Raw genomic sequence first — 24479 nt, 5'->3', positions numbered from 1 at the left:
TTTCATCTTCGCTCGGTTGTTCCGGGCGACTTGTTATATTTTATGCGAACGGAATCGTCCGCTAATTCAACCGGCGGCTTTCAACTGGATCAGCCGAATAATCGTGCCCCCGTAGTTGCGCTCTTCCAGCACGACGAATCGTTCATCGAGTTCGAGCGCCGCCTCAGCATCTTCTTCAAGCACCAAAAGTGCGTCAGGATTAAGCCAGCCGCCCTGAAGCGCTGATAAAAAAGCCTTTTCACCCATTCGACGTCCATAGGGAGGATCCGCAAAAACCAGGTCAAACGGCTCCATCGTGCCGACAATACCTAGCTGGCAAGCGTCGCGCCGCAAAATTTTGGTATGCCCCTGAAGACTGAAAGCTTCGATATTCTGGCGCAACAATCCCCGTCCTTCTACGGATTCTTCCACGAAGGTCGCATAGCGCGCGCCGCGCGACAAAGCCTCCAAACCGAGCGCGCCAGTTCCCGCGAACAGGTCGAGGACGCGCGCGCCCTCCACCTTGTCGAGGAAATTATGCGCGAGAATATTGAACAGGCTCTCGCGAGTGCGGTCAGTGGTGGGACGAATGGCGTTGGTCGAAGGTGTTACGAGCACTCGCCCACGGAACTTACCGCCGACGATCCGCACCGCCGCCTCCAGTTCTGCCACCGCCTGACTTGCCGCCTCCCGGCTTTCCACCAGGTTTACCACCCGGCTTGCTTCCCGGTCCCCGACGCGGGCCATCGTTCGGGCGATCATCAAAACGACGAGTCTTGTTGCCCGGTCCGCTGCTGCGCGGACCTGAACGCGTATCACGGTCGGAAGCACCAAAACGGCCTTCTCCACGCGGCCCGCCCGGCTTACCCGTCTTACGACCCTCAAAGCCACCTTTACCGTGCTCTGCAGAGCGCCCTTCCGTATCGCGCAATTCCGCACGTTCGCGCTTGCCGGGACGACGTTCCTTGCGTCCATCCTCACGCGGCTCGCGGCGCTCCGGACGTCCTTCTTCCGAACGATTTCTTTCCGGGCGCGGACGTTGTGGACGGGAATCCTTGTCAAAACGGCCTTCCGGTCGTTTGTTGTAGCGGCGTTCGCCGCCGTCTTCGCGGTCGCGACCCTGCTCCTCTTCCCCAACCCGGCGCGGCCGCATTTGCAGGTCGCCACTGAACTTTGCCGAGCGATGCGGAACCTGGTGCTCTACACGAGGAGGCTTTGCAGCCGCCTTTTCGCCCTTGGGTCGCGCACCGGGAGCCATCCAGACATTGGCGTTTCCACGACGGCGTGGCTCGACCTTCTCTGTCTTGTCTTCCCGTCCGCGACGACGTTCGGGGCGACTGGAAATCCATTCACGCTCACGCGGTGCCCGGCGGGTTTCGCCTTCCTGCTCCGGCTGAGTTTCTTCCATCTCACGGCGAGTGCGGCCCTGCACGGCGGTGTTGGAAAACTCATTGAGAACAGGGGCATCAAAATCTGCGCCCGATTCCTCGATCAGCTTGTCACCCAACTGATCCCGCAGAATACGCCCCTTGATTTCGCGAACGGCGCCTTCTTCAAGATCACTAAGCTGGAACGGGCCGAACGAAACACGGATAAGCCGCCCGACCGTAAGGCCCAGCGCACCGAGAATGTTCTTCACTTCGCGGTTCTTGCCTTCACGCAACCCGATGGAAATCCAGACGTTCGCACCCTGTACGCGTTCAAGTTCGGCTTCAATGCTGCCGTAGAACACGCCATCGACCGCTATGCCGTTCTTCAGTTCATCCAGTTGCGGCTGGGTGACCTTGCCATGAGCCCGCACACGATAGCGGCGCAACCATCCGGTGGACGGCAGCTCCAGAACGCGTGACAACCCGCCATCATTGGTCAGAAGAAGAAGCCCTTCGGTATTGATATCAAGCCGACCAACCGACAGCACACGCGGCATTTCTGCTGGCAACGCCTCAAAAACCGTTGGACGGCCTTCAGGATCGCGATTTGTCGTCACCAAACCTGCTGGCTTATGGTACAGCCAGAGACGGGTACGCTCGGTTTGCTTCAACGGCTTGCCGTCGACCGTGATAATGTCAGTACGCTTGACATTGACAGCCGGGCTTTCCAGCACCTTGCCGTTCACAGCAATACGGCCAGCCGCAATCATCGTCTCAGCTTCACGACGCGAAGCTATGCCTGCGCGCGCCAGACGCTTGGCAATACGCTCACTCGTCTCCTCCTGCGCTTCAGTGCCGCGCGATCCGAATTTTCGTGGCTTGTCACGTCCACCGTCGTCGCGGCGCGGACGGCTATCCCGGTCTGTCCGGCCGGGACGATCGGAGCGCCCTCCTCGGCCATAGGGACGCTTGCCGTCCTTGTTATCGTCATCTGTAGTCATCTGGTATTGGCCTTTCAGCAGCGCTGCCGTGTCACCTTACACCTTTAATGACAGGCAAGGGACAGCCGGAAACAGGAACGCCGTATAAATCCGTTCGCAAATCGGTTTCGATTTCGAGAAATATGCAGTAACAAATCGTTCCATGGCTTGCGAGCGAAATTTCCGAAAGAGTGCATGAAATGGAACCCGCGTGAAAAAGAGTGCCGAAGTCCTGAACCAGAATATGGCGATTCCCATGGAGATCGCACTGGAAGAGGCACGAGCTGCAGGCGCACGCGGAGAAGTTCCGATTGGCGCAGTCATCGTGCATCAGGGTACAGTCATCGCGCGGGCAGGCAACCGCACACGTGAGCTCAACGACGTAACCGCTCATGCTGAAGTACTTGCAATTCGCGACGCGGGCGAAGCTCTGAAATCCGAACGTCTAATCGACTGCGATCTTTATGTGACACTGGAACCATGCGCGATGTGCGCAGCCGCCATCTCTTTTGCCCGTATCCGTCGTCTATATTATGGCGCCTCCGATCCGAAAGGAGGGGGCGTGGAGCAAGGGCCACGCTTTTTTACGCAGCCCACCTGCCATCATACACCCGAGATCTACGCGGGCCTCTCCGAGAGAGACGCGCAGGAAATCCTGCGGGACTTCTTCCGCGATAAGCGCTAATTCAAGACCTTGCGTCCAGTCATATAGCGCAGCGTATCATCCCGCAGTGCGAAATGATGAAAAAGTGCCATCAAGACATGCCCAAAGACCGCCGCAAGCAACACCCACCCCAACAAACCATGCAGTACATTACCGGGAGCGGTTAGTGCGGCATTCTGCACGCCTGTTTGCTCGAAAATCCGAACACCAAGAAACGAGAAACCTCGCCCACTGCCATATGTACGCAACAGCGCCAAGGCTGGAACTGCGAACATCAGTCCATAGATAACGAGATGTCCCAGCGTCGCCAGCTTGCCAACATGACCTGATTTATGCGGACGACGACCGAAATTCAGTACTCCCCATGTTCCGCGCAATAGCACCAATACCAGAAGCACAAAACCGAGCTGGTGATGAGCCGACCAGAAGATATTATAGATCGTTGTATCTTTAGCGACAACACGCAGGATTGCGGACATAAACTGCCAAAGAAACAAAACAGCCATCAGCCAGTGAAGAGCTCTGCTGATCAGACCATACCGCGACGGCGTATCCCAGATAGTGTTCATCTTGTTCATCAAATCATACCTTATATCCCAAGTTGGCAAGATACGATCTGCTTGAAGGAAATCTTTGATTGAAATCAAATATACGTCAGAACCAGCAACATTAAAAATATTTAATGATTTCAAAAAAGAATAGCCGAAGCAATGAAACGAACCCGAAATAAAGTAAGCCTCAGTAAATTTTATTTACTGAGGCTTACCATCAACCATTTTATTTAAAGAAGAGTTAGTTCCAAGGAAGATAATCGCGCCAGCCCTTTGACTTGCCAGCGGCCTTCTTGCGCTCACGCTCCTTCTGAGCCTCGTCCGTACCCAACTCACCGACAGCTGCGGTAGACGCTGGCTCACGATAGGTAAGCGGCGGCTCGCTCAAATAACGGCGCGTCGTCGAGGAACCTTGAGTCTGCTGCTCCCGTGCGGCCTTGTAGGCAGCAACCTTCGCTGGGTCGAACGTCGGTGTACGGGATTCATAATCTTCACGACGGCTATTACCGCGTGGCAAGGCTGCCTGAATATTAGACGCCACCGGACCATCCTGAACGACCGGTGAGACGAAATTCGGATCATCACGATTCGCAGTGATTTCGTCACGCAGACGTTTGCGGCGCTGTTCCGGTGATTCTGGCCAGTTCGGATCGTTGGAGCTGGCGACGCTTTGCTGAGGAGCAGGCAGCTGGCCCTTGTCACCAGGAGCCGGACGAACCAGATCGGGACGCGGCTTGTAATCAATCCGCTCTTTCTTGTTCTTACCTTGTCCGAAGCTCGCCATATTCGACACGTCGTCAAAGAGCTGTGCTCCTGCGGTCTTGTCGGTTCCATAGGTTGGCGAAGAAACGCAGCCGGATAGCGAAACGCCCGCTATCGCTGTCATAAGCACCAGAACTCGTCCTTCAATCTTCATTAGCGCCACTTCTTTTACGCTTGCCGATCTTATCTTCACCAAAATTTGCTCAAGCAAGCCTTGACTGAAGAAACCGGCAACTCCAAGGCAGATCTTGAAATTATCCGAGGAATGCCTTGTACATGAGTGCACCCCATGCGGCAATCCGATGTTAACTGGTATTTCACCATGTCCGAAGAGAGGAATGCAACCCGTTTCCTTCTGAAAATGCCCCCGCCATGTGAAACGCCGAGGGCAAATCCTTCAGAAGACCATCAAGCCTCAAGCTTGCCAAGTGACTTTAGTTCCTTGAGAGCGGCAGCGTCTCGCGCCGAGACTTCGGGAAACTCGGGGTCGGAACCAACATCTGTCGTATAACGCCACGAACGCGCGCACTTTTCACCATCAGCGCGTGCAGGCACAACAGCTACACCTTTCACATCACCAAGCGTGAAAGCGTCTTCCGGTGCAGCCGCGTCACTCAACGATATACCGCTGGTGATGCAGATTTCTGCAAAATCAAGACCTTCGAGCGAATCGGTCAGGCTCTTGTCGGAAATGTAGACGAGCGGAGCGGCTTCGAGCGACGATCCGATACGCTTGTCCGCACGCTCCAGTTCCAGAGCGCCAGTAACGACACGGCGCACCGCACGAACCTTGCGCCACTTTTCGGCCAGCACGTCGTCGCGCCATTCGGCCCGCGTCGGGCGGAACTGCTCGGCATGAACCGAAACCGATTGCGGATAGCGGTCGAGCCACGCTTCTTCCATCGTGAATGGCAGCATTGGCGCCAGCCAGGTCGTCAGACGGTCGAAGATTTCACGCACAGTCTGAAGCGCAGCCTTGCGACGAACGCTCGACGGCGCATCGCAATAAAGCGCGTCCTTGCGGATATCGAAATAGAAGGCCGAAAGCTCGACATTCATGAAATCGATCAGCGAGCGCGCAATGCGTTTGAAATCGAACGCATCATAGCCGGAGCGGACGACTTCATCCAGCTCGGTCAGACGATGCAGCATCAGGCGTTCAAGTTCCGGCAGATCGGCATAAGCGACGTTTTCGCCTTCATCATGCGCCAGCGTTCCCAGCATCCAGCGGATGGTGTTGCGCAGCTTGCGATAGGCGTCGATATTGGTCTGGATGATGCTCTTGCCGAGGCGCTGATCTTCCCAATAATCGGTCGTCATGACCCACAGACGCAGGATATCCGCGCCGGATTCCTTGATGACGTCCTGCGGTGTCACCGTATTGCCGAGCGACTTCGACATCTTCTTGCCGTGCTCGTCCATTGTGAAACCATGGGTCACGACGGCATTGTATGGCGCGCGGCCGCGCGTGCCGCAGCTTTCCAGAAGCGAGGAATGGAACCAGCCGCGATGCTGGTCGGAACCTTCGAGATAGACATCTGCCGGCCATTTCATGTCCGGGCGATCTTCCAGCGTGAAGGTGTGGGTCGAACCGGAATCGAACCACACGTCCAGGATGTCACGCACCTGCGTCCAGCCTTCATTGGAGCGACTTCCGAGGAACCGCTCGCGAGCACCTTCAGCAAACCAGGCATCGGCACCCTCTGCCTCAAAAGCATCAAGAATGCGCTTGTTGACGGCATCATCCTGAAGAATGTTGCCTTCTTCATCCACGAAAACACAGATCGGCACACCCCAGGCTCGCTGGCGCGACAGAACCCAGTCTGGACGGCCCTCGATCATCGAGCGCAGGCGGGTTTGACCAGCCGCCGGTACAAAACGAGTGTCATCAATCGCCTTCAACGCACGCGAACGCAACGTCGTGCCGTCACCGAGGTTTTTGTCCATATAGACAAACCACTGCGGCGTGTTGCGGAAGATGACCTGTTTCTTGGAGCGCCACGAATGCGGATAGGAGTGCTTCAGGCGACCACGGGCGAAGAGCTTTTCACGGGCGATGAGCTGATCCATGACAGACTTGTTGGCATCGCCTTTCTTGCCGTTATCGTCGATAACGCGTGCAGGACCACCTTCACGGTCAGGACCAAAGCCCGGTGCGTCCTTGGTGTAAAAGCCATCATCCCCGACCGGGAACGGGATGCTCGGATCGATACCGCGCGCTTCCAGCTCGCGGGCGTAGTTCATCCATGCCTCAAAGTCTTCGCGACCGTGACTTGGAGCTGTATGCACAAAACCCGTACCCGCATCATCGGTAACATGATCGCCGTCGAGCATCGGCACGATGAATTCATAACCATCGCCAAAGCCCTTGAGTGGGTGATCGAGAACGATTTTACCTAGTTCATCAGCCGAGATACCACGCAAACGCTTGAACTGAAGCTTCGCCTTGGCAAAGCATTCTTCCGCGAGCTTGTCGGCGAAGATAAGCTTTTCGCCTGGACGCGGACCGAAATCGTTCTCGGCTTCCGTGACTTCATAAAGCCCGTACTCGATACGCGAAGAATACGACACGGCACGATTGCCGGGGATGGTCCACGGCGTGGTCGTCCAGATCACCACGGCGCTGCCGGAGAGATCGTCTTGTCCAGCGACCGGGAACTTGACCCAGATCATATCCGACTCGACATCGTGATATTCGACTTCGGCTTCGGCAAGCGCCGTGCGCTCGACGACCGACCACATCACCGGCTTGGAGCCGCGATAAAGCTGCCCTGAGGCCGCGAACTTGAGAAGTTCACCAGCGATACGCGATTCAGCGTGGAAGTTCATCGTGGTGTACGGATTTTCAAAATCGCCAAGAATCGCAAGGCGCTTGAACTCTTCCGTCTGGACCTTGATCCAGTTGGAAGCAAATTCACGACATTCCCGGCGGAATTCGTTGATCGGAACTTCGTCCTTGTTCTTGCCCTCAGCGCGATACTTTTCTTCGATCTTCCACTCAATCGGCAGACCGTGGCAATCCCAACCCGGAACGTAATTCGAATTGTATCCGCGCATCTGGAAGGAGCGCGTGATGACGTCCTTGAGGATCTTGTTCAGCGCGTGGCCGATATGGATATTGCCGTTGGCATAGGGCGGACCGTCGTGCAGTACGTAAAGTGGGCGATCTTTCGCCTGCTCACGAAGCTTTTTATAAAGGTTCATGCCCTCCCAGCGCTCAACGAAAAGCGGTTCACGCTGCGGCAAGCCAGCACGCATCGGGAATTCGGTCTGCGGCAGATAAAGGGTTTTGGAATAATCGATTTTGGTCGTCTCAGTCATGAGGGTATTCGCCTGTGAAGCCCCAGCCAGAAGTGGCGGGCATGTGGATCAAAGAAAACATGGGACTGTGGAGCACAGCCGGTCACTCCCGGACCTCGCGCCAGATATTGCCTGGCAAAGCAGCCATTCAGGCAAAGCGGGAGGCCGGGCCAATAATTCGTATGGCCGTCATGATAAGCCGAAAATTCGTCATCATGGGCACGCTTTTAGCAATGAGCTTCGCAGGAATAAAGAGGCCAGAGGGGCAAAGACGCAATAAAACTGCATCCCTGCCCCTGAAAATGTTCACATTGATACCGCTGAGGTCAGTCCAGCGAGAAATCGAAACGATAGGTCGCAGAAACCCCGACCATGAACTGGTCCGGGGATCCACGTTCTTTCACGATGCTTGAATCCTTTGCCGGACCTTGCAGACGACTATATTCACCAAACAGGCTCGTATCGATCTTGTCGGTTGCCTTCCAGGTAATTGCGCCACCAACACCAGCTGACTTGAAGCCACCGCCTGGACTATATTCGGAAAGTCCCGACGCAACTGCTTCCTCGGCATCGACGCCGAAATATGTCTTGAAATAATCCTTTGATGCGAAGGTAGCACGCGGACCACCTGAAACGCGAACGGTCGGCGTGACATCATAGAATGCATCTGCAGCAATATCAGCCACCACGCCCTTATGTGCACGGATACCTTGACGCACTTCACCACGCACACGCAGCCAGTCGGTTGGATAAACGTCAACGAACGCACCTGCTTCACCGCCGAATTTTGTATCTTTCAGACCATGAATATCGTCATCTCGTTCGAACAGCAGCTTCCCGGCGAGCCCCACACGGAAGCGATCATTGTCAATCAAAGCGAAGGATACGTTGTCGTTTCGTGACGAAAAGCGTGTCGCCTGCCCGTGTCGACCAAGCGAGATCAACGGCTGAGCAGAAAAGCGATATTTGTTCGAGCCTTCGAACTTCGGAGCTACGAGCCCTGCCGCACCTACCTTGAGATACCAATCGCCGGACCAGAAATGCTTGCGAGCAGGCTGAACCGTTTCAGCCGCGTAAATATCAGTTTGCTGCGCATCGGCCGAGAAAGCAAGCGAGCTACTCGTTAGGAATGCGGCACCTGCAACGAGCGCCAGAGGAACAATACGTGCCACATTAAACTCCAACAAAAAGCACCCCAACAAGTTTTGAGGCATTTATCCCTTTTTGTCGAGAATAAGTAAAATTTGATTTAAATCTTAAGTGGAAAACGAAACCAAGAGTTCGCCTCACTCAAAAGAAAGCAACCGATCCAGGTCCGAAAGTGGTTTCGCACTTGCAAGCAGGGCTCGCGCTTCCGCATCGTCGTGCCCCATCTGCTCGATAAGCGGATCAAGACCATCAAACTTGATCTCGCCACGTAGAAACCCGAAGAACGATACACAAGCGGTCTCACCATAGAGATCCCCCGAAAAATCAAACAGGAAGGTTTCAAGAAGGGGTATACCGTCACTATCGACAGTCGGGCGACGACCGAAACTTGCAACCCCATCGTAAAGGTCGCCATTCTCGCGCCTGAACCTGACAGCATAGATTCCGTGCTTCAGGCCTGCCTGCGCGTCGATTTTCATGTTGGCAGTCGGAAATCCAAGTGTTCGCCCTAGCTTCTTGCCATGAATGACTTCACCACACACCATATAGCGATAACCAAGAAGTCCTGCTGCTTGGACGACGTCACCTTCGCAAAGCAGATTTCTTATGCGGGTGGATGAGACAAGATTGGCACCTTCATCGGTGAAGGCATCAACCAGAGTAACTGTGAAACCAGCATCTTCACCGGCCTTTTGAAGAAACTCCGGTGTCCCGCGCCGTCCCTTGCCGAAATGAAAATCGTACCCCGTGACCACACAGCTTGCGTGCAATCGGTCAACCAGAATGTGCTCAACGAAATCTTCAGCCGAGCGGGATGAGAACTCATCGGTAAAGGGCTGTTCAACGACAGCATCAAATCCCATCAGACGCAGTATTTCTGCCTTCTTCACCGCCGCAGTCAAACGATCGATTGGCGCGTCGGGCTTGAAAAAGCTGCGTGGGTGCGGCTCGAAAGTCAGGACCACCGCTGGCAGGTCGTGCTTTCCGGCGATCTCCAGCGCGCGTTCGAGCACCGCCTGATGGCCGCGGTGGACACCATCGAAATTACCGATTGCCACCACACAATTCTGTAAGCGTTCCGGTAAGGAATCCGTTCCAGAAAGGCGCTGAAAGCTGGATTTGGTCATCTTGATCTGGACTTCGCTTGATAGTAGCGGGATTGCTGAGGTTCAAACAAGAGCGTTAAGCGTAGCGACCGGGCGGTTGCCGTGCTTCTGGAGAAACGCTTCCATTCGGCTAATGTCAACGGTACCGTCAGTTGTATAGTCCGCGGCATGAACTCCGCCGGAGATATAAAGCACATCCAATCCGAAATCGGCAGCGCCCTTCACGTCAGTCAGAACTCCGTCACCGATACCGAGAATTCGGCTTTTCTCGACTTTTTCGTCCCGAATCTCTTCGGCAAACCGCAATGCTGCCTCGTAAATCGGGCGATGCGGCTTTCCAGCAATAAGTGTGCGTCCGCCGAGCTGGCCATATTCGCGCGCAAGGGCCCCCGCGCACCAGATCAGTCGCGTGCCACGCTCGACCATAATGTCCGGATTGGCGCAGATGAACGGAAGATTGCGCGAACGCAACCGGGCCAGCAATTCCTTGTAATCGTCCGGCGTTTCGCTTTCATCATCATAAAGCCCGGTGCAGACGACGCCTGAAGCTTCAAATTCTTCGACCAGTTCAACATCAAGACCGTCATAGATGGTCAGCTCGCGTTCACAGCCGATATGAAATACCTTGCGCGGACCTTCCGCGATCAGATCGCGGGTTACGTCACCCGAAGTAACTACGCGATCATAAGTATCGGCGGGAACGCCAAGACCTAACATCTGCTTTTCAACATCGGGATGAGGTCTTGGAGAATTCGTCACAAGAATGACCGTAACGCCTTTAGCGCGCGCACGTTTTAACGCGTCGATTGCAGCCGGATAGGCGGACACGCCGTTATGCACCACGCCCCATACATCGCAGAAGAGCACATCGTACTGGTCGGTCAGATCGTCGAGGCGTTCGAGCTGCTTCATGGTTTCCTCTTGATAATCCATCTGTAAGGCGAGAGCCGCTATAGGAGATATATGGAAGTCCGCCAAAAAGGCAGTCAGCGCTCCATCTAACGCAGGCAACCACTTCTGTCACGGCCTTTGGTCCGGATATCCAACCCGCAGAGCGCGTCCAATTATCCCATAGTGTGTTTCATCGATCATTTACCGTGCTTCGTGACTGACTGTTAGAAAGATGCTGATAGGAGCGGATACAACTTTTCATTTCATGTGTCGCAGACACAACCGTCGGCGGGGGCCAAATTGAAAAACTGGATCACTCAAGCCCTCAGGCTTCGTCAACATTTGCTTCAATCACCGAGCGCGTTCTTTATCAGGGACGAGCGCGGTAACTTTGCAATGATAACGGCGTTAGTGCTGGTACCTCTGCTTCTGGCAGGCATGGTTGCGGTTGACACAGCCAATCTCATGCGCGTGCGCAACAATGTGCAGGCCTCGCTTGATGCTGCGGCACTTGCTGTAGGCAAGAGGTTTTCCACTGGTGAAAATCAGACCGTCGTGCAGGTCTACGGCGCCAAAGTTTTTACCGCTAACCTCACCGTTCTAAGTGCAGATGCAGTCAATTTCCAGATCGCCTTCCCCCAAGATAGAACAACTGATCAACAGATACTCGCTACTGCTGGGTTTACCTACAAATCTCTGTTTGGCGTAGTAGCCTCCCGCCTCACAGGAGATAACTGGGACCAATACCGGTATACGCTCAACGCTTCCGTCAGACTTAAGAACACAATTGAAGTTGCACTGGTCCTCGACAACTCCGGTTCAATGGATGAAACAAGAAGTGGGTCAACAAAAAAACGCATCGATCTTCTAAAGGAAGCCGCCTCGCAGCTTGTCGAGACGATGGCCTCGCAATCTGCGCTCATAACGCACGTCGAACGACCCGTGCAGTTTTCATTAGTTCCTTTTGCGGGCTCTGTGAATGTCGGCCCACAATACTTGAACGCAACCTGGATGGACCCGGAAGGCAAGTCTTCCGTGAATCTTGAAAACTTTACACTACCAATCACGATCGACAATACGCGCAAAATAGAAGAAAGACCGGCAGGCAGCGGGCGATACTACAAATCTGGTACAGGTTGGGGAACACGCAATAACAAGCCTTTTTCGCGCGCGGAACTCTATGCCGACCTTTCACAGCGATCAAAGGAGACCTGGCTACCTTGGCAGGGGTGTGTCGAGTCTCGTCCAGGCACTTATGCCCTGGATGTGACGCCTCCTTCTGACAATAATCCAAACACGTTATTTGTACCCATGTTCGGCCCGGCTGAATATTACAACACCGACAGCAAAGGAAACGTCACCTCGACAGTTTTGAACAGTTGGTGGCAAGATGAGGTATCCCTGTCTTATTCGTCTCGACAAAGCGACCTCAAAAAATACTATTTGCGTGATTCCCTTGATAAGATTTACCGAGGTGGAAGATCGAAAGACGGCGGCCCGAACTATAGTTGTACATCATTACCTCTCACGCCCTTGACGGACGTCTCGACGGAACAAGGGATGAAAACGATCCAAACCGCAATCAAGGCGATGGTGCCAGCTGGCGGCACAAACGTTCCCGAAGCGATGGCCTGGGGATGGCGGACAATCGTCCAAGGCGCACCATTTACAGAAGCCCGCGCTGCGACTGAACGGGGCAACGACAAGGTCGTAATCGTACTCACCGACGGTGCCAACACTTACTATAAATATGACGGCCTCGCGGGTTCTGGGCCGGATCGCGCAGGAAACTTGTCGTATTATTCGGCACATGGCTATACCGGTCGTATAACCAAAAACTACACGCAGTCCCGCTTGTTTCAGGAAAGCGGCGTTTCGGTTTCGCAAAACAACAGTACGTACACCAAGGCTATGAACGCCCGCTTTGCAAAGCTCTGCGACAATGCCAAGTCCGCAAACATCATCGTCATGACAGTCGCGTTGGACCTCAGTGCGACGGATAGCGCAGAGAAAGCACAAATAGATTTGCTGAGATCGTGCTCTTCAAACTCACGCGTGCGCATGGAAAGCGGTAAACCAGTTAAGCTTTTCTGGAACTCGACAGGTGGCGAACTGAGCGAAACCTTCCGGCAGATCGGCGACGAATTGTCAAACTTGCGTCTCGTCAATTGATATTGCCAACGACATCACCATATGCCGGGTTGGCCGGAGCCACCTCTTTGCCGTTCCGCATTAAAGATGGTGCAAATTAACCATCATTTGTCTGTCAAATTTCTCAGGCAATCTTGACAAGATAAGGTCCGGCTTCTATCTCAGAGCCACGTTAGCACTCTCGCTTGATGAGTGCTAACAAGCGCGGATCGGCTCGATCCGTTAACAGGGTTCAACGTCTATAACACCAAGGGTTATACCATGGCTGATATCAAGTTCCGCCCGCTTCATGACCGCGTCGTCGTTCGTCGCGTTGAATCGGAAGCCAAGACTGCAGGCGGCATCATCATCCCTGACACCGCCAAGGAAAAGCCGCAGGAAGGCGAAATCGTCGCTGTTGGCGCAGGCGCCCGTGACGAAGCTGGCAAGCTGATCGCTCTGGAAGTCAAGGCTGGCGACAAGGTTCTGTTCGGCAAGTGGTCGGGCACCGAAGTCAAGATCGGCGGCGAAGACCTGCTGATCATGAAGGAATCCGACATTCTGGGTATCGTTGGCTAATTAGCCAGAAGCGTTTCGCTTTTATCCTAGAAATCCAATTCACCATAATCTGACCGGGATATTCCCAGGAGAGTAAAATGGCTGCAAAAGACGTAAAATTCGGCCGCACTGCGCGCGAAAAGATGCTGCGCGGCGTCGATATCCTCGCTGACGCTGTTAAGGTAACGCTCGGCCCCAAGGGTCGCAATGTTGTCATCGACAAGTCCTTCGGCGCACCGCGCATCACCAAGGACGGCGTATCGGTCGCCAAGGAAATCGAACTGGAAGACAAGTTCGAAAACATGGGCGCACAGATGCTGCGCGAAGTGGCTTCGAAAACCAACGACACTGCTGGTGATGGCACGACGACTGCAACTGTTCTCGGTCAGGCAATCGTTCAGGAAGGCGCAAAGGCTGTTGCTGCCGGCATGAACCCGATGGACCTGAAGCGCGGTATCGACCTCGCAGTAACCGAAGTTGTTGCTGAACTTCTCGGCAAGGCCAAGAAGATCAACACGTCGGAAGAAGTTGCTCAGGTCGGCACGATCTCTGCCAACGGCGAAGCCGAAATCGGCAAGATGATCGCTGACGCGATGCAGAAGGTCGGCAATGAAGGCGTGATCACGGTTGAAGAAGCCAAGACCGCTGAAACCGAACTCGAAGTCGTTGAAGGCATGCAGTTCGACCGCGGTTATCTGTCCCCTTACTTCGTCACCAACCCGGAAAAGATGGTTGCTGACCTGGAAGACGCTTACATCCTCCTGCACGAAAAGAAGCTCTCGAACCTTCAGGCCCTCCTGCCGGTTCTGGAAGCTGTCGTTCAGACCTCCAAGCCGCTCGTCATTATCGCTGAAGACGTCGAAGGCGAAGCTCTTGCAACGCTCGTCGTCAACAAGCTGCGTGGCGGCCTGAAGATTGCTGCTGTCAAGGCTCCTGGTTTCGGCGATCGCCGCAAGGCCATGCTGGAAGACATCGCGATCCTCACCGGCGGTCAGGTTATCTCCGAAGACCTCGGCATCAAGCTCGAAACCGTTACGCTTGACATGCTCGGCCGTGCAAAGAAGGTTTCGATCTCGAAGGAAAACACCACGATCGTTGACGGTGCAGGCCAGAAGGCTGAAATCGACGCTCGCGTTTCGCAGATCAAGCAGCAGATCGAAGAAACCTCTTCGGACTATGATCGTGAAAAGCTTCAGGAACGTCTTGCCAAGCTCGCTGGTGGCGTTGCCGTGATCCGCGTCGGCGGTGCAACGGAAGTTGAAGTGAAGGAAAAGAAGGACCGCGTTGACGACGCGCTGAACGCAACCCGCGCTGCGGTTGAAGAAGGCATCGTTGCTGGTGGCGGCACCGCCCTTCTCCGCGCTTCGGCCAAGATCTCTGCCAAGGGCATCAACGCCGATCAGGAAGCTGGCATCAACATCGTTCGTCGCGCTCTGCAGGCTCCGGCTCGCCAGATCACGACCAATGCCGGTGAAGAAGCTTCGGTTATTGTTGGCAAGATCCTTGAAAATGCCTCTGAAACCTATGGCTACAATACTGCCAATGGCGAATTCGGCGACCTGATCAAGGCTGGCGTTGTCGATCCGGTCAAGGTTGTCCGCACCGCTCTGCAGAACGCAGCATCGGTTGCTGGCCTCCTGATCACGACGGAAGCCATGATCGCCGAACTGCCTAAGAAGGATGCAGCTCCGGCTGGCATGCCTGGCGGTATGGGCGGCATGGGCGGCATGGACTTCTAAAAAGTCCACAAAGCTTACTTTGATGAAAATGCGCGAAAGGCGGCCTTGGGCCGCCTTTCTTTTTCTGCTGCGTAACCATTTGTGATTTATGAAAAATTTACTCTGCTCACGCTTTGCGGCAGTAAAGTCTTTATTTTAGAAACTTCTGATTGACTCATAACCGCCAATCATGATCAATCCCGAATGACATAGAGATGGACTTCCTGTTTGCCCCCGCACTTTGGAAGTCCTGTCTCAGGCAACAGGAAAGGCAGGCTTCGGCCTGTCTTTCCACTTGTACTCCTCAACGATTAGCTCTCATTCTGCAGCGTCGATCTGTGCATTACCTGACGCTAAAGCATCATAGCGGGCACGAGCGACCAGCACCTTTGCTTCATTGGCTATCGCCCACTCACCCAGCGCTCGCACAGGGCGCAAAAGATCGCACCCCAATTCGGTCAATTCATATTCGACCTTTGGTGGGATTGTCGGAAAGAGAGTGCGCTTGACGAAACCATCCCGTTCCAGATTACGTAACGTCGTCGTCAGCATTTTTTGCGAAATACCATCCACTGTTCGGCGCAATTCGTTGAACCGCATTGGACCATTGCCGAGATAACTCACCACAAACACTGTCCATTTATCGCCAACTCGCGACAAAATCTCCGCTACAGTCCTGCATGCACTGGTTTCCTTGAAGTCACCGGGTTTCATAAAAGTGCCTCCTTGCGCCGCCAATTAGTCACTTATATAGCGTCGGTTTCCAATGGTTACCACTCTAATAAAGGTGCTATCTATGTCTAAGCTCAAAGTCGCAGTCATCGTCGGCAGCACGCGCGAACAGCGTTTTGCCCCAGTTCCCTCCCAGTGGATTGCGAAACTCGCTGCCGAACGGGCCGCACTGGACGTGGAAATTCTCGATATTGCCGACTATCCGATGGGCTTCTATGGCGACACTTCCACCACGACTGCACAAGCGGAAACTGCCGACAAATGGAAAACCAAGCTGCGCGAGTTCGACGCCTACATTCTGACCGCGGCTGAATACAACCACGCTCCCACTGCTGTTCTGAAGAACGCCATCGACTACGGTGACTGGATTCAGAAGCCAATGGGGTTTGTCGGTTATGGCGGCGTTGGCGGCGCTCGCGCTGTCGAACAACTGCGGATGATTGCCGTCGAAATGTCTTCTATGTCCGTCAAAACCGGCGTTCATATCCTTTTTCCTGATTATCTCGCTGTCGTCAAAGGCGAGAATAAGCTGGACGATTTCCCGCATCTTGGGGAAGCTGCCAAGAACATGCTGGATCAGCTGATCTGGTGGGGCAAGGCCCTTAAGTCTGCACGTTCGGCATAAACAAGACGGCAGGCCGGAACGTTGGGGTTCCGGCTTGCCGCTGGCATTGTATGCCCTATGATTATCTGCAGTCACAATGGAATGGATGATCATATGCGCAAAGAACTTCCCATCGCCACAGCTCCGAAAGACGGCAGTAAGATAACAGTCGTCTGGACCGATGAAGATGACCAGCGCAATGAGTCAATTGCACAGTATCGAACGCTAGCCCAGTTGCAGGCCGGCGGCGGTCAATGGGATGAGACTGATACAGGCTGGTGGACGTTCACCGATAGTAAGACCCAGCGCAAGATCGAACCGACCGCCTGGATTTCCGAAGCGGATGACAGTGAGGATGAGGATGACGCTTGACCGTTCAGGTCCGGTCAATAAAATTTGACTTTTATAGTCATATTTTATCAAGTGATTGCGTTATAAAAGTTTCACGAAGAAACATTAGCCCGCCAAGGACTTGGCGGTGCTATATTTGCTTAGAATGGCTCGGCTTCGAGTCCAAGTTACCCGGAGACCTGAAATGACAGCTATGCGTACCGAGACAGATACGTTCGGACCGATTGATGTTCCTGCGGACCGTTACTGGGGCGCCCAGACGCAACGCTCATTGCAAAACTTCAAGATCGGCGGGGAGCGCATGCCGCTTCCATTGGTTCACGCATTGGGTGTCGTCAAGCGCGCAGCGGCAGAAACCAATATTGCGCTTGGCAAACTCGATCCGGTTCTCGGTCAGGTCATTGCTGTAGCGGCTTCAGAAGTCATTGAGGGCAAACTCGATGACCATTTTCCACTGGTCGTCTGGCAGACTGGTTCGGGAACGCAATCGAACATGAATGCCAACGAGGTCATCTCAAACCGGGCTATCGAGCTTCTCGGTGGCGAAAAGGGGTCCAAGAAGCCGGTCCATCCCAATGACCACGTGAATATGAGCCAGTCGTCCAATGATAGCTTCCCGACGGCGATCCACGTCGCTACGGCGGTTGAGGCAGTCAATCGGCTTTACCCGGCGCTTGAACACCTGACCAAGGCGCTTCAGGTCAAGGAAGAGGCATTTAAGGATATCATCAAGATCGGCCGTACCCATACGCAGGATGCGACGCCGGTCACACTCGGACAGGAATTTTCCGGTTATCGCGCCGCATTGGAATATGCGCGTCATCGTATCCAGCAATCACTCGCAGACATTTTTCTGCTCGCGCAAGGCGGAACTGCAGTCGGTACGGGCCTCAACGCACCGGTTGGTTTCGATACAGGCTTCGCCGATGCGGTGAGCGAAGTTACCGGCCTTACTTTCAAGACTGCGCCCAATAAATTTGAGGCTCTAGCCAGCCATGGTGCCATTCTCAACTTCCACGGCAGCCTGAACGCCTTGGCGGCAGATCTTTTCAAGATAGCCAACGACATCCGTTTCCTCGGTTCAGGTCCTCGTTCCGGCTTGGGTGAACTGTCATTGCCGGAAAACGAACCAGGGTCGTCCATCATGCCCGGAAAGGTCAACCCGACCCAGGCCGAGGCTTTGACGATGGTGGCAACACAAGTATTCGGCAACCAGACCACTGTCACCGTTGCCGCAAGCCAAGGCCATTTTGAGCTCAATGTGTTCAAACCGGTGATCGCGTTTAATGTTTTGCAATCAATCCGCATTCTTAGCGACGCCATGGTGTCGTTTGCTGATCATTGTGTCGAGGGAATCGAACCGAATCTGAACCGTATCAAGGAACTGCTGGACCGCTCGCTGATGCTCGTTACCGCACTGGCCCCGGCGATCGGTTATGACAATGCGGCCAAGATCGCCAAGACTGCTCACAAAAATGGAACGACTTTGCGCGAAGAAGCATTGGCGAGTGGATTGGTGTCGGAAGCAGACTATGAGCGACTGGTGCGCGCAGAGAGAATGATTGCGCCAGAATGAATTGTATTCATACTGTAAACGAACTGTCGAGGATTAGACGGCTTTCCTTGACAGTCAGTAATCGTTAATTGATGCCCCAGTTCAACAGGAGATAGCCCCGCATGTCCTCTATCACTCCGCAGACCAATGGCGTTGTAACGCTCATTGCCCGCATTTTCCTTTCGATTCTCTTCATCCTTGCTGGCTATGCCAAGCTGACCGCCATCTCGGGTACCGCAGGTTATTTTGCTGGCCTCGGCCTTCCGGTTCCGACCGTTACGGCTGTTATTGTCGGTCTGGTGGAATTTGTTGGCGGCCTCGCAATTCTCGTCGGTTTTCAGACCCGCATCGCGGCAGCCGTTGTCGGTCTGTTCACCATCGGCGCGACGCTTGTTGCCCATATGGACTTCTCGCAGGGTATGAACGCCATGATGGCGCAGAAAAACCTCGCAATTGCCGGTGGTCTTTTCATCCTTGCCCTGCATGGCGCAGGTTCGCTTTCGATCGACGCCAAGCGCAGCTGATCAAGTGCCGTAAAGACAACGAAACCGCGCCATTTTCATGGCGCGGTTTTCTTATCTCTAAACCCTTGTCGTCAGCACAATCACAATGCTGGATACTCCTCGAACTGAGGCAGATCATCCAGAATGTCATACCATTGAGCTTTCGAGCCAACGAAAATATGGGCCGACGGCTTCAGGCTTGGCTCCTCAGCCAATACACCATAATTGACATGAACATATTCCCCGTCGCGAACAATGGAATATAGAAAAGAACCGCAAGCAGCACAGCGCACATCGTGATCGGTCTCGTTGCCGACAAACATGAGCAACGCTTTGTCGTTCGCCCCTTCCAATGCGTTGGTTCTTATTCCGCCAAAAGCCTTGAATGCACTGCCCGTCGCACGACGACATAATGAACAATGGCAGTTCAGGGCGTATTCGAATTCATCTGGCACGGTGAAACGGACAGCTTCACAAGCACAACGACCAATCAATCTCCGCACACCGTTCATCTGGACTGTTCCGAGTTCCAATTGTGAAATCGCAACTCGCAACATAAAAGACAAACTTGAAGTTATCTACCCGTCCAATCCTTTACGAATACGGGTCGCAACTTCAGTGACACGTGAATTCTCCCGGCTGCGGCGTGCCGAAACAAGGCAAGCCTGCGAGCGCAAAATAACGCCATCTTCCAAAACCTTGAGACGGTTGGCCCGCAGCGTTGAACCGGTCGATGTAATATCAACGATCATGTCCGCAGAACCAGCCGCCGGAGCGCCTTCAGTGGCACCAAGGCTTTCAACGATGCGGTAAACCTGAATGCCATGCTTTTGCGAAAAAAACTGCTGTGTCAGTCGCCAATATTTGGTGGCGATGCGCAGACGACGACCATGGCGTTGGCGGAAATCTGCCGCTACATCATCCAGATCGGCCATGCTGGTCACATCGCGCCAGACTTCGGGCACTGCCACGATCACGTCGGCATGACCAAATCCCAATTCGGCTTCAATAGCCACACGTTCTTCCGAATGCGCCAATGTTTCGCGAACAAGATCTTCGCCTGTAACGCCCAGATCAACGCTGCCATATCCCAACTCGCGGGCAATTTCTGAAGCTGAAAGGAACAGAATATCTAGATCAGGTTCGCCCTCGACACGCGCTCGGTAATTACGCGAGTCGTCTGGCAGGATCACCCTGTAGCCCGCCTTTTCGAGCACTGCGAGCGTCTGTTCCTTCAACCGTCCCTTGGACGGCAACGCGAGGGTGACACTCATTTTTTCTCTCCCGCCAGGGCCTGAAGCCGGTCCAGCCAGATGGAAAAGCCAACGCCGGGAATGTTTTCGGAAGCGCCAAGCATGGTCAGAAGCCGATCATAGCGGCCACCACCTGCCAGAACAGCATCCTTCTCCACGCCTGTGGCACGAATCTCATAGACGAGGCCGGTATAATAATCGAGCGGCCGCCCGAAAGAGGCATCGTAGATAATATCTTTCGTAGCAATCCCCTCATTCGCAACAGCTTCACTACGCGCTTCAAACTTCTGCAATACCGCAGCAAGGTCAAGGGCGTGTTCCGATGCGAACGCCCGCAAGGTAACGGCTGCGGAATCAAGCGATACACGCATTTCGAGAAACTGCTTCAAGAGGTCGAGCGCAGATGCCGGGAAACGCGTGGCCGCCAAATCCTCCTTTTCGATCAACCGCCGTGCAATCTCTGCGGGCGAGCGTCCAGAGCTAGGCGAAATGCCAGCTTCTAACATTTCCGCTTCCAGCATGCGCGCAAGCCCGGTTTCGTCGCCTTCTGCGACCAGAACGGCAAGGGTTTCCGGCAATGGATCACGCCGCTGTGCGCCGGTCAGCTCGGCTAGTACCTGCTCCATCGAATTCGCGTCGCCAAAAGAACGCAAAAGCTTCTTGCGCCAGCCTTGTGGCAGGCCCAACGCCTTCAGCATGCCCGCAAAAACCGACTGGTCTCCCAAAACGATCTCAAGTTCTGCTTCCGGAGCCGCAGCACGAACGCAGGAAAGAGCATCTGCAATTGAGCGCGCATCCGAAGCCGCTTCGTCGGAAGCGCCCAAGTCTTCAATACCAGCCTGAAGGAATTCAGCCGCTCCGTCACGACGCTGACGGAACACTTCGCCCAGATAAGCATAGCGCTTCGGCGTGGCGGCGTTTAGAGCGATGTGGTTGCGGCAGACGGGAATTGTAAATTCCGGTCGCAAGCACAAACTATCGCCATTCTCGTTTTCGGTCAGAAAAATGCGGCGGCGCAAATCCTCGCCCGCCATATCCAGAAATGGATCAGCTGGTTGGATCAGCGGAATTTCGACAAGTTCGGCTTCGCGCGCATCAAGCGTTACACGAAGAGAATTGAGAATACCAGATGAGCTCGATCCAGCCATGGTTTCCGTCACTTAGACTGTTCTGCGCGATCTTGCGCCTGACTGGCAAGGATTTCACGGACAGCATTGATGAGATCATCTTCCTTGGCCGTGATCTGCGCCGGACGGCTTTCACGCCAGGTTACATTGTCCTCGATCTCCGCAGAAAGACGCTTGCCCTCAACCAGATCCTTGATCTGCACCTCACCGGCCTCACGCTCCTGCGAACCCTGAATGATGGCGCACGGAGCCTCACGGCGATCAGCATATTTCATCTGCGCCTTCATGCCAGATCCGCCAACATACATTTCAGCGCGAATGCCAGCCTGACGCAGATCGGAGACCATTTTCTGATAGCGCCCAAGGCTTTCCGTATCCTTGTCCATGACCAGAACCACTACCGGCCCGACGACATCGGAAACATCCAGTTTGCCGAGGTTCTTCAAAGCCGTCATCAGACGCGAAACACCGATGGAGAAGCCAGTCGCAGGAACTGGTTCACCCCGGAAGCGTGACACGAGACCGTCGTAACGGCCACCGCCCCCCACCGAACCGAACACGACCTTCTGGCCGTCTTCATTAGTCACATCGAACAGAAGTTCTGCCTCGAAAACCGGACCAGTGTAATATTCAAGACCGCGCACAACAGATGGATCGATCTTCACACGGCCATCATAGCCGCCCGCAGAGAACAGCGCCTGCATGTCGGCGAGTTCGGTCACACCTTCTTCGCCCTTGGCGTTGCCTGCGACGACTGCACGGAGATTGGCGATCGTATCGGCACCCGTCGCACCACCGGCGGCGGTGAAAGCCAGCACCTTTTCAATCGCGGCATCGGTCAACTCTGCGCCCTTGGTGAAATCGCCACTTTCATCGAGGCGACCTTTACCAAGCAGAAGGCGAACGCCTTCCGGGCCAAATTTGTCGAGCTTGTCGATGGCGCGCAACACATTCAGGCGTTTCGCAGCATTGCTCTCACCTGTAAGGCCGATGGCTTCCAGCACGCCATCGAGAACCTTGCGGTTATTGACGCGGATCGCATAATCGCCACGACGGATGCCAAGGCGCTCCAGCGTGTCGGCCATCATCATGCACATTTCAGCATCAGCAGAGACATTCGGCGCACCGACCGTGTCAGCGTCGAACTGCATGAACTGACGGAAGCGGCCCGGTCCCGGCTTTTCATTGCGGAACACCCAACCATTACGATAGCTGCGATAAGGCTTTGGCAGCGACTCGTAGTTTTCGGCAACAAAACGTGCCAGCGGCGCAGTCAGATCGTAGCGCAGCGACAGCCATTGTTCATCGTCGTCCTGAAACGAGAACACGCCTTCGTTCGGGCGATCCTGATCCGGAAGGAACTTGCCAAGCGCGTCCGTATATTCCACGAGCGGAGTTTCCACCGGCTCGAAGCCATAAAGGTCATAAACTTCACGGATGGTCGCCATCATCTTTTCAGCGGCGCGCAAATCATCCGGCACCCGATCGACAAACCCGCGCGGCAACCGCGCCTTCATCTTGTCCGCTTTATCGGCCATTTTTCCTGCCTGATCGCTGATTTATACATACATGCCGATTGGAACCGGCATCAATTCTGTTGCCGGTTTCCTAACCGATCAAGTCCGTTGCGGCAAGTGCGGGAAGCCTGTTCAGCGTGTCGCAATGGCGACAGCCGCTCCCGCCATCATGCCAGCGCTGGTTCTATTGGCAATTCGCATCATGCGGGGACTGCGCAGAAACCGTCGCGCCTGCGCTGCGAGCACCACCCATGCGGTATCGACTGCTGCGAGAACCGCAAACATGACCAGCAGCAATTCGCCCCAGCCAACCAGCGAAACATGGGTGATATCAACCACCGTCGGCAAGATGGCGAGGTAGAAAACCATGATCTTCGGATTGCCGAGTGTGATCGCCAGCGCACTAAGGAAGAGCTTCCCCGCTTCACCCTGACGCGGAATGGCATCTCCATCTGCAACTTCATCTACCGGAGCAATCCACATCTTCCACGAAAGATAGACCAGATAGGCTACGCCCACATATTTGAGGATGAGAAACGCTGTATGAAACGTATTAGCCAGCGCGGCCAGTCCCCAAACCGCGAGTGAAAGCCAGATGGCATCACCGAGCCACAGACCGAACATGAATGGAAAAACGCCCTTGTGGCCGCGGCTGATGACACGTGCCACCAACGCGCCGACATTCGGTCCGGGCGTGCCCGCCGCCACGACCAGAATACCGGCAAATGCCAACAACGACACCAAGTCCATGATCGTCTCCCATACTCAAAGATGGATGTTTCTCGCAGAAATGATGCGGCTTAGCAATCGTTGCTCTAGCTCGGTCGTTTGAAACTCTGTCGCAATTTTTCAATGTGAGTCCGACAATGGCAACCCTCAATGTGGTCGTTCACCAGTCCCATGGCCTGCATGAAGGCATAAACCGTGGTCGGCCCAACGAATGACCAGCCGCGCTTCTTTAGGTCTTTGGAGATGCGGATGGAAGTCTCAGTCGTCGGGTTGGCGACAAGAGTTGGATAGTCCACCACGGCAGGGCGATCTTTAGCCCCCGGCTCGAAGGACCAGAAATAGGCCGCAAGTGAACCCTTTTCTGCAACCAGTTCAATTGCGCGCTTGGCGTTATTAATCGTGGATTCGATCTTGCCGCGGTGACGCACAATTCCCTTGTCGGCCAGCAAGCGCTCCACATCCTCTTGATTGTACTGCGCAACACGATGGAAATCGAAGCCATCGAAAGCTGTACGAAAATTCTCGCGTTTGCGCAAAATCGTGAGCCACGACAGGCCTGATTGGAAACCCTCGAGGCAGATTTTCTCGAAAAGCCGGAAATCGTCAAAGACAGGAACACCCCATTCATTGTCATGATAAGCTAGGTAATCCGGTAACTCGCCCGGCCAGAAACAACGTGCCATACCATCGGCGCCGACGATCAGGCCGGTTTTTGCCTCAGTAACCTCGCTCATTGTTCCGCCTCTCGAGTTTCATCCATAATTAATTATGTCACGCAACCTGACACTAACCACAACTTTAATTGGAAGGACCATCAGGCGAAACACGCGACCAAAATTTACCTTTACGATTCCATTCCAGCACACAATCCCTACACGAGCATGAGGGTCGCTCTCCTGACAGCTGATGTCAGGAGCTGCAACGGGCAACTGCGCCACAAAGATTTTCCG

23 protein-coding genes are annotated in these 24479 nt (G+C 54.4%); 8 read left to right on the top strand and 15 right to left on the bottom strand.

Annotation, left to right across the window (positions count from 1 at the left end):
• Positions 1-66 precede the first annotated feature (66 nt).
• Positions 67-630, bottom strand: coding sequence for a 16S rRNA (guanine(966)-N(2))-methyltransferase RsmD (gene rsmD, locus MKS82_RS26205; protein WP_109986938.1), 564 nt, complete (start codon positions 628-630; stop codon positions 67-69).
• Positions 611-2350, bottom strand: a complete 1740-nt coding sequence (locus MKS82_RS26200; RefSeq protein WP_109986837.1) for a pseudouridine synthase — start codon at positions 2348-2350, stop codon at positions 611-613. The genes rsmD and MKS82_RS26200 overlap by 20 nt, the downstream gene beginning before the upstream one ends.
• Before the next feature lie 235 nt (positions 2351-2585).
• Here MKS82_RS26200 and MKS82_RS26195 point away from each other — a divergent pair, with 235 nt between their 5' ends.
• A complete protein-coding gene (locus MKS82_RS26195; protein WP_276313505.1) occupies positions 2586-3014 on the top strand; it encodes a nucleoside deaminase in 429 nt (142 codons plus the stop codon).
• On the opposite strand, the gene MKS82_RS26190 is transcribed toward MKS82_RS26195, so the two are convergent.
• From MKS82_RS26190 to MKS82_RS26165, 6 genes are all read right to left on the bottom strand, one after another.
• A complete protein-coding gene (locus MKS82_RS26190) occupies positions 3011-3571 on the bottom strand; it encodes a cytochrome b (RefSeq protein ID WP_109986835.1) in 561 nt (186 codons plus the stop codon). The genes MKS82_RS26195 and MKS82_RS26190 overlap by 4 nt on opposite strands.
• A gap of 214 nt (positions 3572-3785) precedes the next feature.
• On the bottom strand, positions 3786-4460 hold the full coding sequence (locus MKS82_RS26185) for a hypothetical protein (protein ID WP_109986834.1): 675 nt from the start codon (positions 4458-4460) through the stop codon (positions 3786-3788).
• A gap of 254 nt (positions 4461-4714) precedes the next feature.
• Positions 4715-7627 carry an isoleucine--tRNA ligase gene (gene ileS, locus MKS82_RS26180; protein ID WP_109986833.1) on the bottom strand — a complete coding sequence of 971 codons (2913 nt, stop codon included), beginning with the start codon at positions 7625-7627 and terminating at the stop codon, positions 4715-4717.
• 305 nt (positions 7628-7932) lie between these two features.
• Positions 7933-8820, bottom strand: coding sequence for a MipA/OmpV family protein (locus MKS82_RS26175; RefSeq protein ID WP_181394250.1), 888 nt, complete (start codon positions 8818-8820; stop codon positions 7933-7935).
• Positions 8821-8892: 72 nt separating this feature from the next.
• The gene (locus tag MKS82_RS26170; RefSeq protein ID WP_109986831.1) at positions 8893-9882 is read right to left on the bottom strand and encodes a bifunctional riboflavin kinase/FAD synthetase; all 990 of its coding nucleotides are present in this window, start codon (positions 9880-9882) and stop codon (positions 8893-8895) included.
• A gap of 42 nt (positions 9883-9924) precedes the next feature.
• A complete protein-coding gene (locus MKS82_RS26165; RefSeq protein ID WP_109986830.1) occupies positions 9925-10773 on the bottom strand; it encodes a TIGR01459 family HAD-type hydrolase in 849 nt (282 codons plus the stop codon).
• Positions 10774-11052: 279 nt separating this feature from the next.
• On the opposite strand from MKS82_RS26165, the gene MKS82_RS26160 reads away from it, so the two are divergent.
• The 3 genes from MKS82_RS26160 to groL all read left to right on the top strand — a co-directional run bounded on the left by MKS82_RS26160 (position 11053) and on the right by groL (position 15179).
• Positions 11053-12924: a pilus assembly protein TadG-related protein gene (locus MKS82_RS26160; protein WP_240579469.1), complete on the top strand. Its 1872-nt coding sequence runs from the start codon at positions 11053-11055 to the stop codon at positions 12922-12924.
• 240 nt (positions 12925-13164) lie between these two features.
• The gene (gene groES / locus MKS82_RS26155; RefSeq protein WP_006472506.1) at positions 13165-13461 is read left to right on the top strand and encodes a co-chaperone GroES; all 297 of its coding nucleotides are present in this window, start codon (positions 13165-13167) and stop codon (positions 13459-13461) included.
• A gap of 77 nt (positions 13462-13538) precedes the next feature.
• On the top strand, positions 13539-15179 hold the full coding sequence (gene groL / locus MKS82_RS26150) for a chaperonin GroEL (protein WP_061346604.1): 1641 nt from the start codon (positions 13539-13541) through the stop codon (positions 15177-15179).
• A gap of 297 nt (positions 15180-15476) precedes the next feature.
• Here the strand turns inward: groL and MKS82_RS26145 are convergent, their stop codons facing one another.
• A complete protein-coding gene (locus MKS82_RS26145) occupies positions 15477-15872 on the bottom strand; it encodes a winged helix-turn-helix transcriptional regulator (protein WP_109986829.1) in 396 nt (131 codons plus the stop codon).
• 82 nt (positions 15873-15954) lie between these two features.
• Here MKS82_RS26145 and MKS82_RS26140 point away from each other — a divergent pair, with 82 nt between their 5' ends.
• The 4 genes from MKS82_RS26140 to MKS82_RS26125 all read left to right on the top strand — a co-directional run bounded on the left by MKS82_RS26140 (position 15955) and on the right by MKS82_RS26125 (position 18924).
• Positions 15955-16515 carry an NADPH-dependent FMN reductase gene (locus MKS82_RS26140; protein WP_109986828.1) on the top strand — a complete coding sequence of 187 codons (561 nt, stop codon included), beginning with the start codon at positions 15955-15957 and terminating at the stop codon, positions 16513-16515.
• A 93-nt stretch (positions 16516-16608) separates the two neighbouring features.
• The gene (locus MKS82_RS26135) at positions 16609-16866 is read left to right on the top strand and encodes a hypothetical protein (protein ID WP_109986936.1); all 258 of its coding nucleotides are present in this window, start codon (positions 16609-16611) and stop codon (positions 16864-16866) included.
• Positions 16867-17029: 163 nt separating this feature from the next.
• On the top strand, positions 17030-18421 hold the full coding sequence (gene fumC / locus MKS82_RS26130; RefSeq protein WP_109986827.1) for a class II fumarate hydratase: 1392 nt from the start codon (positions 17030-17032) through the stop codon (positions 18419-18421).
• A 101-nt stretch (positions 18422-18522) separates the two neighbouring features.
• The gene (locus MKS82_RS26125) at positions 18523-18924 is read left to right on the top strand and encodes a DoxX family protein (RefSeq protein WP_109986826.1); all 402 of its coding nucleotides are present in this window, start codon (positions 18523-18525) and stop codon (positions 18922-18924) included.
• Positions 18925-19004: 80 nt separating this feature from the next.
• Here the strand turns inward: MKS82_RS26125 and MKS82_RS26120 are convergent, their stop codons facing one another.
• From MKS82_RS26120 to MKS82_RS26095, 6 genes are all read right to left on the bottom strand, one after another.
• Positions 19005-19415, bottom strand: coding sequence for a GFA family protein (locus tag MKS82_RS26120; protein WP_240579468.1), 411 nt, complete (start codon positions 19413-19415; stop codon positions 19005-19007).
• A gap of 66 nt (positions 19416-19481) precedes the next feature.
• Complete coding sequence (gene hisG / locus MKS82_RS26115) at positions 19482-20177, bottom strand: ATP phosphoribosyltransferase (protein ID WP_109986824.1); 696 nt, start codon at positions 20175-20177, stop codon at positions 19482-19484.
• The gene (locus MKS82_RS26110) at positions 20174-21304 is read right to left on the bottom strand and encodes an ATP phosphoribosyltransferase regulatory subunit (protein WP_109986935.1); all 1131 of its coding nucleotides are present in this window, start codon (positions 21302-21304) and stop codon (positions 20174-20176) included. The genes hisG and MKS82_RS26110 overlap by 4 nt, the downstream gene beginning before the upstream one ends.
• An 8-nt stretch (positions 21305-21312) precedes the next feature.
• On the bottom strand, positions 21313-22821 hold the full coding sequence (gene hisS / locus MKS82_RS26105; protein WP_109986823.1) for a histidine--tRNA ligase: 1509 nt from the start codon (positions 22819-22821) through the stop codon (positions 21313-21315).
• A gap of 111 nt (positions 22822-22932) precedes the next feature.
• Positions 22933-23550 (bottom strand): LysE family translocator, encoded by a 618-nt coding sequence (locus MKS82_RS26100; protein ID WP_109986822.1) that lies wholly within the window; start codon positions 23548-23550, stop codon positions 22933-22935.
• Positions 23551-23615: 65 nt separating this feature from the next.
• Entirely contained in the window at positions 23616-24263 is a 648-nt protein-coding gene (locus MKS82_RS26095; protein WP_109986821.1) for a DNA-3-methyladenine glycosylase I, read from the bottom strand.
• Between the last annotated feature and the right edge of the window lie 216 nt (positions 24264-24479).

This window comes from Ochrobactrum sp. A-1, assembly GCF_022488005.1.
Lineage (GTDB): Bacteria > Pseudomonadota > Alphaproteobacteria > Rhizobiales > Rhizobiaceae > Brucella.
The sequence above is the reverse complement of the archived record's forward strand: the minus strand, read 5'-3'. Positions and strand labels throughout refer to the sequence as shown.